Annotated in this window: 14 protein-coding genes; 3 read left to right on the forward strand and 11 right to left on the reverse strand. The window is 55.0% G+C overall.

The genetic code is table 11. The annotated features are described in order from the left end of the window. Positions 1–7: 7 nt before the first annotated feature. The 3 genes from FHI25_RS11570 (at position 8) to FHI25_RS11580 (ending at position 3,121) form a co-directional block, all read left to right on the forward strand. Positions 8–982, forward strand: coding sequence for a flagellar motor protein MotB (locus tag FHI25_RS11570; protein ID WP_210517947.1), 975 nt, complete (start codon positions 8–10; stop codon positions 980–982). Between the two features lie 119 nt (positions 983–1,101). Then, complete coding sequence (locus tag FHI25_RS11575; RefSeq protein ID WP_210517949.1) at positions 1,102–1,842, forward strand: arginyltransferase; 741 nt, start codon at positions 1,102–1,104, stop codon at positions 1,840–1,842. 184 nt (positions 1,843–2,026) lie between these two features. Then, positions 2,027–3,121 carry a TRAP transporter substrate-binding protein gene (locus FHI25_RS11580; RefSeq protein ID WP_008891137.1) on the forward strand — a complete coding sequence of 365 codons (1,095 nt, stop codon included), beginning with the start codon at positions 2,027–2,029 and terminating at the stop codon, positions 3,119–3,121. A gap of 147 nt (positions 3,122–3,268) precedes the next feature. Here FHI25_RS11580 and FHI25_RS11585 read toward each other — a convergent pair whose 3' ends face one another. From FHI25_RS11585 to FHI25_RS11635, 11 genes are all read right to left on the reverse strand, one after another. Continuing rightward, a complete protein-coding gene (locus FHI25_RS11585; protein ID WP_008891138.1) occupies positions 3,269–4,642 on the reverse strand; it encodes a TRAP transporter large permease subunit in 1,374 nt (457 codons plus the stop codon). Further along, a complete protein-coding gene (locus FHI25_RS11590) occupies positions 4,642–5,187 on the reverse strand; it encodes a TRAP transporter small permease subunit (protein ID WP_064781455.1) in 546 nt (181 codons plus the stop codon). The genes FHI25_RS11585 and FHI25_RS11590 overlap by 1 nt, the downstream gene beginning before the upstream one ends. Before the next feature lie 237 nt (positions 5,188–5,424). After that, entirely contained in the window at positions 5,425–7,668 is a 2,244-nt protein-coding gene (parC, locus tag FHI25_RS11595) for a DNA topoisomerase IV subunit A (protein WP_210517951.1), read from the reverse strand. A gap of 130 nt (positions 7,669–7,798) precedes the next feature. Continuing rightward, on the reverse strand, positions 7,799–8,554 hold the full coding sequence (recO, locus tag FHI25_RS11600; RefSeq protein ID WP_210517953.1) for a DNA repair protein RecO: 756 nt from the start codon (positions 8,552–8,554) through the stop codon (positions 7,799–7,801). Positions 8,555–8,730: 176 nt separating this feature from the next. After that, entirely contained in the window at positions 8,731–8,961 is a 231-nt protein-coding gene (locus FHI25_RS11605) for a hypothetical protein (RefSeq protein ID WP_008891142.1), read from the reverse strand. 49 nt (positions 8,962–9,010) lie between these two features. After that, complete coding sequence (gene era, locus FHI25_RS11610; protein WP_008891143.1) at positions 9,011–9,949, reverse strand: GTPase Era; 939 nt, start codon at positions 9,947–9,949, stop codon at positions 9,011–9,013. Continuing rightward, on the reverse strand, positions 9,942–10,625 hold the full coding sequence (gene rnc, locus FHI25_RS11615) for a ribonuclease III (RefSeq protein ID WP_064789143.1): 684 nt from the start codon (positions 10,623–10,625) through the stop codon (positions 9,942–9,944). The genes era and rnc overlap by 8 nt, the downstream gene beginning before the upstream one ends. Then, positions 10,625–11,359: a signal peptidase I gene (gene lepB / locus FHI25_RS11620; protein ID WP_120226100.1), complete on the reverse strand. Its 735-nt coding sequence runs from the start codon at positions 11,357–11,359 to the stop codon at positions 10,625–10,627. The genes rnc and lepB overlap by 1 nt, the downstream gene beginning before the upstream one ends. Before the next feature lie 37 nt (positions 11,360–11,396). Continuing rightward, entirely contained in the window at positions 11,397–11,792 is a 396-nt protein-coding gene (gene acpS, locus FHI25_RS11625) for a holo-ACP synthase (protein ID WP_064789141.1), read from the reverse strand. Next, complete coding sequence (locus FHI25_RS11630; RefSeq protein WP_210517955.1) at positions 11,793–12,542, reverse strand: pyridoxine 5'-phosphate synthase; 750 nt, start codon at positions 12,540–12,542, stop codon at positions 11,793–11,795. Next, the gene (locus FHI25_RS11635; RefSeq protein WP_349238010.1) at positions 12,539–13,201 is read right to left on the reverse strand and encodes a DUF2062 domain-containing protein; all 663 of its coding nucleotides are present in this window, start codon (positions 13,199–13,201) and stop codon (positions 12,539–12,541) included. The genes FHI25_RS11630 and FHI25_RS11635 overlap by 4 nt, the downstream gene beginning before the upstream one ends. Positions 13,202–13,219: the final 18 nt, after the last annotated feature.

Raw genomic sequence — 13,219 nt, forward strand, 5'->3', positions numbered from 1 at the left:
GCAGCAAATGCCCGATATCGTCATAAAAAAGATCAAAAAAGGTGGGCACGGGCATCATGGTGGTGCCTGGAAAGTTGCCTATGCCGACTTTGTGACGGCGATGATGGCATTCTTCCTGTTGCTGTGGCTGCTTTCAAGCGCGACCGAGGAACAGCTGCAAGGCGTGTCGATGTATTTCACGCCCGAAACCATCTCGCAAAATGAATCGGGTTCCGGCGGTTTGCTGGGCGGCACCAGCCTTGCCGAAGAAGGTGCGCTACGTTCTGAATTCGGATCGCCATCCATCAGCATGGAAATCCCGCCGGTCGAAACACCGGAAGAACGCGAAGCCATCCGTGTGGCCCAGATGGAAGAACAGGAATTCAACGAGGCCCAGGAAGAACTCCTTAAGGCAATCGAAGCCAACGAGGAACTTCAGGGCCTTGAAAAGAACATCCGCATCGAAAACACCGATGAAGGGCTTCGCATCCAGATCCTTGACGAAGATGGCACCGCCATGTTCCCGAGCGGCAGTGCCGCCATGGCCGATCATACCCGCCTTCTGCTGCAACAGGTCGCAGGTGTGATTGAAAATATGCCACAGGATGTCTCGATCGAAGGCCATACCGATGCCGTTCCGTTCAACCGCACGGACGGATATTCCAACTGGGAACTGTCAGCCGATCGTGCGCTGGCCACCCGTCGTGCGCTTGAAGAAATGGGGCTTGAAACCGGACGCTTTGCCAAGGTTGCCGGTCTGTCGGATACCGACCCGCTCCTGCCCGAGGCACCGGAAAATGAAAGCAACCGCCGCATCAGCATCACCTTGCTGCGTGGTACCGGCGAACGTTCCGAGCTTGAAGGCACCGGCGAAGCTGGCCAAAACGGACAAACTGCACCGACAGGTGCAGCACCCGCTGGCCCGGCACCATCGCCGACACAACAACCGGCACAGGGTGAAAACCAGCGCCGCCCGACCTTCTCTGTTCCGTCACAACGGTGATTTGAAATCCGGCAACAGAAATCGGTGCCCTTTTGACCGTCAGGCCTTTAAACTGTCATAAACAACACCTAATCTCATAGAATAGTTCTCTTTGATGTGACCGGGACTGATCGGATCAAATGACAGTTAATCAGCGGCGCTTGACCCAGCACTATTTTATGACCGCACCGATGCCGTGCCCATACCTGCCCGGCCGGTTCGAACGTAAACTGGTCACCGAACTGCGCGGGCCCGAGGCCAACAACGTCCATGATCTTTTGTCGCGTGCAGGCTTTCGCCGCAGCCACTCCATTGCCTATCTGCCGGCCTGCAGTGATTGCAATGCCTGTATTCCGGTTCGCGTCCGCTGTGACGGGTTCGAACCCAGCCGGTCCTTCCGCCGCATCAAGAACAGAAACAGCGATCTTGTCCGCAAGGTAATGCCACCGTCCGCGACCCAAGAACAATATCAGCTGTTTAGCACCTATCAGGATGCCCGACATGGCAATGGTGACATGGCGCGCATGGATGCCCGTGATTACCGCGCAATGATCGAAGACAGCACTGTGGAAACCTCGATCTTCGAATATCGCCGGGATGATGACAGCCTGATTGCTGTCGCACTGGTTGATATTCTGGCCGACGGACTGTCTGCTGTTTACAGCTTCTTTGACCCGGAAGAAGACCGTCGCGGACTGGGCACTTACATCGTGCTTGATCTGATCGACGAAGCCAGAATGCTCTCCCTTCCGCATGTCTATCTCGGCTACTGGATCGGCGATTGCCGCAAGATGTCCTATAAGATGCGCTTCCAGCCCCTTGAAGGCTTCCGCGATGGCCAGTGGGTCTCGATGGAAGACGCTGATAGCGACGCCGACTAAGCTGTAAAAGTTCCCGTTCTGCACCAATTGCGCGAACCACTTTCCCCAATTAGACTAAAGTACCATACAACAACTCGATCCTCGGTTGCCTGCCCGTAAAGACGCATATAAGCTTCGTCTCAAAGCTGATCATCCAGCTTTTACAGATAAATCATGAGCTTGCATCTTTGGGAGGTTGTAACCAATGAAACGTCGCCAATTTCTTTCCGGCGCTGCCGTAGCAGGTGCGACTGCTGCTGCCGCGTCAACTTTCGCCAAACCGGCAATTGCCCAGGACGTCCGCGAATGGCGGATGGTCACCACCTGGCCGAAAAACTTTCCGGGCCTTGGCACCGGCGCAAACCTTCTTGCTGAATACATCACCAAGGCATCCGAAGGTCGCCTGAAAGTTACCGTTTTTGGCGCAGGTGAAATTGTTCCAGCATTCGAAGCCATCGACGCTGTTGGCAACGGCACCGTCGAAATGGGCCACGGCGCGCCTTACTACTGGAAAGGCAAAGTCGACGCGACCCAGTATATCGCAGCAATGCCGTTCGGACTGAACGCACAGGAACAGAATGCCTGGTTCCAGTGGGGTGGCGGTCAGGAACTGGCTGATAAGGTCTATGCGGAACTGAACTGTAAGTTCTTCCCGTCGGGCAACACCGGCACCCAGATGGGTGGCTGGTTCAACAAGGAAATGAACACCATTGACGACTATAAAGGTCTGAAAATGCGTATTCCGGGCCTTGGTGGCGAAGTTGTCAAAGCCGCTGGTGCCAACGTTGTGAACCTTCCGGGCGGCGAAATTCCGCCTGCACTGCAGTCGGGCGCGATTGACGCAACCGAATGGGTTGGTCCGTACAACGATCTGGCCTTTGGTCTCTATAAATCGGCCAAATACTACTACTATCCGGGCTGGCACGAGCCGGCGACCGTTCTCGACAACTTCATCAACCTGGATGCATGGAATGCACTCCCGGATGATCTCAAAGCCATTGTCGAGCAGGCAAACCGTGCTGTGAACCAGATGGTTCTGTCCGAATTCACCGCGCGTAACGTTCAGGCACTCGACACCCTGCGTAACAAGCACGGCGTTGATGTTCGTCCGTTCTCTGACGACATTCTGACCGGCCTTGGCAAACTGTCGGGCGAAGTTCTGCGTGACCTGGTTTCGTCGAACCCGCTGTCGCAGGAAGTCTTCGAAAGCCTTATCGCCTTCCGTACCCAGTCGATCGCATGGTCGAAATTCTCGGAAGCGGCATTCGCACAGGCACGTGTTCTGCCGTTCAAATACTAAGTTCTCCGAATTCGGAAAACGACAAAGGGCTGGCAATTGCCAGCCCTTTTTATTTGGCCTGCTCCAAACTTGTCAGAGCCGGCCACTGAAACAAAAAAGGCACCCATCACGGGTGCCTTTTTCTTTGATGATATATCGCCGTCGTTCTTAGAACAGAACGCTCGGAAGCCAGGTTGCCAACCACGGGAAGGCAGCCACAAGGCACAGACCAAGCATCTGGATAACCACGAACGGTACAATCCCGCGATAGATATCCCACGTCTTGATCGCCGCCGGGGCCACACCACGCAGATAGAACAGCGCAAAGCCGAATGGCGGTGTCAGGAAGCTGGTCTGAAGGTTGATCGCAATCATCACACCCAGCCAGACCGGATCGACATCAAGCTTAAGCAGGATCGGACCGACAATCGGAATCACAACGAACACGATCTCGATGAAGTCGAGGAAGAAGCCCATGACGAACATCAGCAACATCACGACCAGCATCGCACTGAACACACCACCCGGAAGGTTGTGCAGCAGTTCTTCAACCAGATGATCACCACCCAGACCACGGAACACCAGCGAGAACACCGACGCACCCAGAAGGATGACAAACACCATCGCGCTGACCTGAACCGTCTGGCGCACCACATGGCGCAGCACAGGCATATCAAGGCGGCGATAGAATGCAGCCAGAATGGTCGCACCGACCGAGCCAAATGCCGCGGATTCCGTCGGCGTTGCAATCCCGGTCAGGATGGAGCCCAGAACCGCCACAATCAGCAATGCCGGCGGCAGCAATGCACGCAGTACTTCACCCCAAAGGCCTGCCGGGCGTTTGCCCTCGACCAGTGCCGGTGCTGATTCCGGATCAATCAGGGATTTGATGATGATCCAGCCGATATAAAGCCCAACCAGCATAATTCCCGGAATGAAGGCACCGGCAAACAGATCCATCACCGAAATCGGTTCCGGTGCCCAGTTGCCCAGCGCACGCTGCGCTTCGGCATAAGCCCCCTGCAGGATATCACCCAGCAGAACCAGAACAATCGACGGCGGAATGATCTGACCCAGCGTACCCGATGCACAGATCACACCGGTCGACAGTTTCGGATCATAACCGGCTTTTTGCATCGCCGGCAGGCTGAGCAAGCCCATGGTCACAACCGTCGCACCGACAATACCGGTCGATGCCGCCAGCAACATACCAACGATCACGACCGAAATGCCAAGGCCGCCACGCATGGTGCCAAACAGCATGCCCATGGTGGTCAGAAGCTTCTCGGCGATCCGTGCGCGTTCAAGCATGACGCCCATGAACACGAACAACGGGATCGCAACATAAAGCTCGTTGGTCATCACACCGAAATAGCGTGACGGCAAAGAGCCCAGAAGCGGCATATCGAATGTGCCCATGGCGTTGCCAATAAGCGCAAAAGCAAGACCGGTGCCCGCAAGTGAGAAAGCAACCGGAAAACCAAGAAGAAGCACGCCGCAAGCTACGGCGAACATCACCAGGCTAAGAATTTCCCCCGTCATCAGACGCCCTCGTGCTCTTCTTCTTTGATTTCAAATTCTTTGTGACCGGTCAGGACCAGAACACTGCGCGCTGCCAAAGACAGCCCCTGCAGCAGCATCAGGACACCAAAGACCAAAATCACAGACTTATACAGGAACAATCCCGGAAGCCCGCCGGTTTCATGCGATCCTTCCAGGCGGTGCCAGCTCGTGACAACGTAAGGATAGCTGTACATCAGGATCATGATGACAACGGGCGCAAGCAGGAACAGCGAACCAAAAAGGTCTACCCATGCCTTGTAGCGCGCAGATGCCGGACGATAGAAAACGTCAACACGCACATGCCCCCCATGCAGCAGCGTGTAACCCGCGCCGACCATGAACATGATGCCGTAAAGCCACATATAGCTTTCCTGCATCGACACCCAGCCGACCGCAAAGCCATAACGCAACGTTGCCACCAAAAATGTGATCACCACCATGGGGATCACCAGCCAGGCTACTCCGCGTCCGATCCAGTCATTAAGACTGTCGACGGCGCGGACGAAATTTCCCAGAAATCTCACTTTTCACTCCCAAGCCCTTTTTTGAATCTCACAGGAAAATTGCGGGCTTCCTGTTAAACAGGTTGGGAAGTTACAGATTAACCACCGAAAACGCTATATCTTTTGCACCGAATTTCGGCCATTTCTGCCGGGAAATGCAACAAATCACAGGCAGTGCATCAATTTTCGTCATTCAGGCAAAGAAAAAGCCGGATGGCTTGGCACCATCCGGCTTTTATCAAGGCGTTTTAACACCCGTTATTCAAACTTGTTGGACCGCGGGAAGCCATTTGGCGGCAGGCGCCCTGCCCCCGCCCGTTTGCCAATCCATTCGGCCAATTCGGTCACAGTCCGGGTACGACCTTCGCTGCCACCCATCGTCCAGCTAAGACCTTCTTCAAGGTTAAACAAGATAAGGTCGGAAAGCCCGCCTTGGCGATATTTCTGCAGGATCACACCGCGGCCACGCGTCATTTCCGGAATTTCCGAAACCGGATAAATCAGCAATTTGCGATTATCGCCCAGAACGGCAACATGGTCTTGCTCAACCGGCAGGAAGATCTTGGCAACTTCACCAGTTCCAAGGTTAAGCACCTGTTTGCCGTTTTTGGTCTGCGCAACCACTTCTTTCTCGGCCACCAGGAAGCCACGTCCACCGGAACTTGCCACCAGAAGGTTACGGCCTTCCTTGTGCACCACCATCGAAACAATGTCATGTTCCTGCGGCAGGTCGATGGACAGACGGATCGGCTCCCCATGACCACGCCCGCCCGGCAGTTTGTCACACGACATGGTGTAGCAACGCCCGGCCGTCGACAGGATCAGAAGCTTGTCGGTGGTGAATGCCTTAAGCGCAAAGCGATGCTCGTCACCATCCTTGAACTTCAGGTCGCTGATATCCGCAACATGACCCTTAAGCGCACGCACCCAGCCCATTTTCGAACAGATCACCGTAATCGGTTCACGTTCGATCAATGCTTCCAGCGGAACTTCGATTTCTTCCGGTGCATCGCCAATCTCGGTGCGGCGCTTGCCAATGGCAGTTTTCTTGCCAAAGTTTTCACGCATCACTTCAATCTCGTCGCGGATTTTCTCCCAACGCAGGCTTTCGCTGGCCAGAAGTGCTTCAAGGCCCTGCTTTTCCTCGGTCAGTTTGGCATGCTCGTTCTTGATTTCCATCTCTTCGAGCTTGCGCAAAGACCGCAGACGCATGTTAAGGATCGCATCGGCCTGCACTTCGGTCAGGTCAAACGCCTTCATCAGGGCGTTTTTCGGCTCATCCTCATAACGGATGATCCGGATCACTTCATCAAGGTTCAGATAGGCAACAAGATAGCCTTCCAACACCTCAAGACGATGATTGATCTTGGCCAAGCGATGGTTGGAACGACGGATCAGAACATCCTGACGATGCGCCAGGAATGCGCGCAGAACTTCGCGCAGGTTCATCACACGTGGCGTGTTGTCGCCGTCCAGAACGTTCATGTTCAAGCCAAACCGGATTTCCAGCTCGGTATTCTTGAACAGCATTTCCATCAGGTGTTCCGGCTCAACCGCACGGGTACGCGGCTCCAGAACCAGACGAATGATATCGGTCGACTCATCGCGCACATCGTTCAAAAGCGGCAATTTCTTTGCCACCATCAGATCGGCGATCCGTTCAACCAGCTTGGCTTTCTGAACCTGATAGGGAATTTCGGTAATCACCACCTGATAAAGACCGTGGCTAAGCTTCTCGACTTCCCATTTCGCACGCAGGCGGAATGAACCACGCCCGGTCGCATAGGCTTCCAGAATGTTTTCACGCGGCTCGACCAGAACACCACCGGTCGGGAAATCCGGACCCGGCACGCAACGCACAAGCTGCGCAATCGAGGTTTCCGGATCATCAATCAGCTTGATCAGGGCCGTGCAAAGCTCGCCGGCATTGTGCGGCGGAATGTTCGTCGCCATACCCACGGCAATGCCCGAGGCCCCATTGGCCAAAAGGTTCGGGAAAGCAGCCGGCATCACAACCGGTTCTTTTTCTTCGCCGTCATAGGTCGGTCGAAAATCAACAGCATCTTCGTCAAGGCCATCCATCAACGCCGCGGCAACCGCTGTCATGCGGGCCTCGGTGTAACGCATTGCCGCAGCATTATCGCCGTCAATGTTGCCGAAGTTGCCCTGACCATCAACAAGCGGATAACGAACCGCAAAATCCTGTGCCAGACGTACCAGCGCGTCATAGACCGACTGATCACCATGCGGGTGATATTTACCGATCACGTCACCGACAACACGCGCACATTTCTTGAACCCCTGTTCCGGGTTCAGTTTAAGCTGACGCATGGCGTAAAGAAGACGACGATGCACTGGCTTGAGGCCATCACGCACATCAGGCAGGGAACGCGACATGATTGTCGACATCGCATAGGCGAGATATCGTTCGCTCAGCGCGTCTGCAAGCCGGGTTTCCCGGATTTGTCCGGCACTGGCCGGATCGAAAGTCTTGGTGCTCATGAACGATTTTTCTTGTTGCTTGTCAAAATGGACATGTGCAAGTGCGTTCGGACCCGAACACCTTACGTTATTGGCAACATACTACGCCGGGCATGGTCTTGGTCAACATATGGCGCGCAAATTGCCGAATTTATTTTTCTGCTCCGATATCCGTGCGCCAGACATGGCTGACAAGACGGTCGCGCGCGGCAACAGGTTTGATGCCTTTTGCCTCGAAAATATCACGATGGATGAAAAAGCCGGTCAGTTTCAGACCATCGCGCAACTGTTCTGATAAAGACATTTCCTTGCGCGATTGAGACGCCCGACCAGAAGCAAGAAAGGCTGGCAATGGCAACATCCGGTCACGATACGCCTGCCCTGATGCCTCGCCAACCGCACGGCCGCTTTTGGGGGATACAAAGGCAAGGTTTTCGGCCTCGTTGGTCGCGGCACATCGATCCAGTGCCAAGCCATAACCAAGCTCTTCCAGTAACCCGACTTCCCAACGGATATAGGCAGGCAACCATTGCTCGGACTTGAGTGCCGAAATCAACGCGACGGTCCCGCAATACAGATCCGGATGGGCCTCGCGTTCCGGAAGTGTTGCATCAAGCATCGCACAGGCCGAACTCATCGCCATCAAGGGGCCAGCATGCAACAAAAGGTCTGCGGCATGCGCCCCGGTCAATTCACAGCGAAATTGCCCAAGATGCTCGGCCAACCGGGCGGACCATCCCACCCGGATTTCATTACCGGGTTCAAGGGTGCCACGCATGGATTTGCTGGTCGCGCCGCGTACCAGACCGGCATGGCGGCCATAATCACGGGTCAGGACAGAAAGACGGACTGAATTTTCACCCAGCTTGCGTGTCGAAAGAACGATACCGTCATCCCGCCAATCCATCAGCGTACCCTAAAAAAATCCGCTGGGCACAATTAGGCGAGTTACTAGGAAAAAGAACCCAAGCAGACAGGACGCCAAACTGAACAACGCCAAACCGAACACAACCTTGCGCAGGATCGGGCGGTTCGGGATTTCTTCGATGGCATCAGACAGCGGATCAGATGAGTCATTACGCATTAGGTCGGGCCTCCACCCGTCATGCGCCAGAACAGGCCCAGCACAAAGACGGCGATCGCGATCAGAAGTGCAATCAGGTTAAGCGGTTTGTGCAGGAACGATTTTTCACGTTGCACAGACGCACTGGAATTGCGGTTACGGAACGGACGTCTGGCGACGCGCGCAACAATCATTGCGGCAGCAGCGCCAACAATGATCATGACAATTCCCCAGACGGACCCGATTTCCATTACTTACCCGGCAATTTGTGGTCACTCGATATGGGACCAGTCAACGCGATCAGGCGTTGTGATCAAGCCCCCACATGGCAAAGCGGTTGGGATCATCTCCCCAGTTTTCACGCACCTTCACAAACAGGAACAAATGTACCCGGCGTTCGAAAATGGCTTCAAGCTCCTTGCGCGCATCGCTGCCAAGCGCCTTGATACGTTTACCGCCCTTGCCAAGGATGATCGCCTTCTGGCCCTCACGCTCGACAAAGATGGTCTGTTCAAGCTTGACCGATCCATCTTTGCGCTCTTCCCAAAGCTCGGTCTCTACCGTTGCCGAATAAGGAAGTTCCTGCTGAAGCTGGTAATAAAGCTTTTCACGGGTAATTTCAGCCGCAAGCAGTCGCAGCGGCATATCCGAAACATCGTCTTCCGGGAACATCCACGGACCGTCCGGCATCTTGGCGGCAAGGAAATTCACCAGATCCTGCGTACCCGCACCCTTCTTGGCCGAAATCATAAAGACGTCGGTAAAGACTTCGTGGGCAAACAGGTCCTGCGACAAACGCAGAAGCTTTTCCTTGTCCGACACCTTGTCGACCTTGTTCAACGCCAGGATCGCCTTGCGGTTCTGTTCCTTAAGCGTCTTGATGATGGCCAGGTCCTCGTCCGTGATGCCGCTTCCGGCATCAATCACCAGAACAACAAGGTCCGCGTCATCCGCACCATTCCAGGCGGCCTTGACCATCGCGCGGTCAAGACGGCGTTTGGGCGCAAAGATGCCCGGCGTATCAATGAAAACAATCTGCGCGTCTTCGGTCATGACAATACCGCGCACGCGCGTTCGTGTCGTCTGGACCTTCGGCGAGACGATGGACACTTTCGTGCCAACCAACTGGTTCAAAAGTGTCGATTTGCCAGCATTCGGCGCACCAACGAGGGCCACAAAGCCACAACGTTGCTGATAAGGTAATCTGTCTTCGGCCACCGGTGTGGGAACCTCATTCATCACTAAGTTTATCCAACATCAATTTTGCGGCGAGTTGTTCCGCTTCGCGTTTCGATTTGCCTTCGGCACTGACACTGTCACCGTCGCCGGTCGTCAGTTCGATGGTAAATAACGGCGCGTGGGCCGGGCCTTCACGCCCGACCATCTCGTATTTCGGTAACGGCTTGCCCCGCCCTTGCAGCCATTCCTGCAATTGCGTTTTGGCATCCTGCGGCGGCTTGTTGGCTTCATCCAAAAGCGGTGTCCACAGCTTTTCAATAAAACGCCGTGCCGGTTCAAGACCACCATCAAGATAGAGTGCGGCAATCACCGCCTCCATGCAATCAGATAAAATCGCCGGATTGGTATCGGCCCCTGCTGCGCGTTCACCCTTGGCCATCTGGATGTGTTCACCCAGTTTGATCTGTTCTGCCACGCGCGCCAAAGTCTCGCGGCGCACCAGTGCGACAAACCGTTTGGCCATGGCACCTTCGCGCTCGCGCCCGAACCGGGTATAAAGCATTTCCGCCACGACAAGGCCCAGCACACGATCGCCAAGAAACTCAAGGCGCTCGTTGCCGCCGCTTAGCATATCCTTGCCCTTGGCGGCACTGCGATGGGTCAGTGCCACACGCAAAAGATCGGGATTGGAAAAACCGTGATCAATCTCGGCGATCACTGGCAGGCCGTCGCTCATCAGTTAACCCCCTGGAACAGGCGATCAAAGCGGATGCTGCCAAGGTCATAAACCGGCTGGGAGCTGTCCTTGGAATAGAACAGGAATTCAGCACGACCAACCAGGTTTTCAATCGGGACAAACCGGAAGCGCGACGGGAAGGCACGGCTGTCTGCCGAATTGTCGCGGTTATCACCCATCATGAAGAAATGACCTTCGGGAACGGTGAAAGCTTCGGTGTTGTCGCTCGGTCCCTGATCGCCAAACATCTCGAGAATGCGATGCACGCGGCCATTGGGCAGGGTTTCGATATATTGCGGCACTGCGGCTGATCGCCCGCCACCATCGGTCAGGATGTAATCCTCGATGCGCTCGCGCTCGATCATCTTGTTGTTGATGTAAAGGCGGCCTTCCTTGACCTGAACCGTATCGCCCGGCAGGCCGATCACACGCTTGATGTAATCCTGCGAGGTATCAGACGGCAGTTTGAAGACAACCACATCGCCACGTTCCGGCTCGCTTTCAAACACACGGCCCGGAATGATCGGCAGGCTGAACGGCATGCTGTGCTTCGAATACCCATAAGAGAATTTCGACACAAACAGGTAATCCCCCACCAGCAAGGTCGGGATCATCGAGCCAGACGGAATATTGAACGGTTCGAAAGCAAAGGTCCGAACCATAAGTGCAATGACAATGGCCCAGAAAACGGTCTTCAAGGTGTCGAGCAAACCACCCGTTTTCTTCTTATGCACAAGCTTTTCCATTCCGTGTTCAACCAATCAATTTTTGTCAATCTGCCGAAATCACAACGACCGCATTGGCCATCGGATATTCGTCCGTCAGGGTCACATACACAGAGGCAGTTTTCCCATCCGGGGTCAATTCTTCAAGTCGTGCTTGCGCACCTTCAATCAAAACCATATCGGGCTTGCCGCTGGGCTGATGTACCACACCCATGGTGTTATGATAAACACCGCGACGAAAACCGGTCCCAAGCGCCTTTGAACAGGCTTCCTTGGCGGCAAACGCCATGGCCAGCGACGAAGCAGTCCGGTGCGGCTTGCGTTTGGCACGCGCAATCTCGATATCGGTAAAGACACGCTTCATGAAACGCTCACCATGGCGTTCAAGAGTAGCCTCTATCCGACGGATATCGCATAAATCTGTGCCAATCCCAATGATCATTTACGCATAACCTGCCTGCGTGCGTGCTTCATCCATCAAACGGCGCATTTCGGCAATCGCCGCTTCAAGCCCGACAAACACCGCCTCACCAATCAGGAAATGCCCGATATTAAGCTCGGCAATTTCCGGCATGGCGGCAATCGGCTTGACGGTTTCAAAATTCAAACCGTGACCGGCATGAATTTCAAGTCCGATCCCTGCCCCATATTGCACAGCATGGCGGATACGGTCCAGTTCACGGGCGCGTTCTTCGTCGGTCTTCGCATCGCAATAGGCCCCGGTATGGATCTCCACCACGGGCGCACCAAGGCTTTTGGCGGCATCAAGCTGTGCTTCGGATGCCTCGATAAACAATGAAACGCGAATGCCGGCATCACCAAGGTCCGAGACAAACCGTTTAAGATGATTATGCCCACCGGCAACATCCAGTCCGCCTTCGGTCGTGCGTTCTTCGCGTTTTTCCGGCACCAGGCACACCGCATGCGGCTTGGTCTGAATTGCGATGGCCAGCATTTCATCGGTTGCCGCCATCTCGAAATTAAGCGGCAAATCAACTTCTTCGCGCAGGCGCTGCATATCCGCATCACGGATATGGCGACGGTCTTCGCGCAAATGTGCCGTGATACCATCCGCACCGGCCGCCTTTGCAAGGGCGGCTGCCCGCACCGGATCGGGCAAATCGCCGCCGCGGGCGTTTCGAATGGTCGCAACATGGTCAATATTGACCCCGAGGCGCAGCTTCGCATTCATGATGTTTCATCCTGCTTTTTGGTGGCGTGCTTTGCGGCAGTTCCGATCTTTTCCTTGGCACTTTCAAGCATCGGGCCAAGGCCATGGCGCTCGGTCTTTTTCATCCGGCGCAAGATGCGGTTATGGCGATAAATCACAACCGCACGGCGGATCGGGAAGTAAAACAGCATCCAGATAACAATCGTGGTCGGAATGCAGCCAACCACCATCGGCCAGATGATATCAACAATGCTGGCCCAAAGTTGCCCCAGTGCCTGCTGATCGCTGACATCCCAATTGCCGAAAATAAGCCCGCCACCGACATAGTTCAGGCCAAGGACAACGAACTCCCACAGCACCGCCATATCGAAATGCACTGTCGAACTTGCCGAATGCGCGCCAAGGATCCAGTTACCACAGGTATAAAGCCACAACCAGATAAACGGAAACGTCCAGGGATTGCCAACCACTGTGCCCAAAAGCGACGCCACCACGTTACTGCGCGTTAAAAGGCTCAGCAGTGTCGAGATGACAAAGTGGAACCCGATAAACGGCGTGAAAGACACCGCCGCCCCGATCGCAAAACCCGATGCGATGCTATAGGGCGACCCGGGCAAACGGGCGACGCGATGGGCAAAATACTGTGACGAACGACGCCATCCGCCGCGCGGCCATACCACGTTGCGTACACGCTGAAA

Origin of the sequence: Thalassospira sp. ER-Se-21-Dark, assembly GCF_017922435.1 — a bacterium.
GTDB lineage: Bacteria > Pseudomonadota > Alphaproteobacteria > Rhodospirillales > Thalassospiraceae > Thalassospira.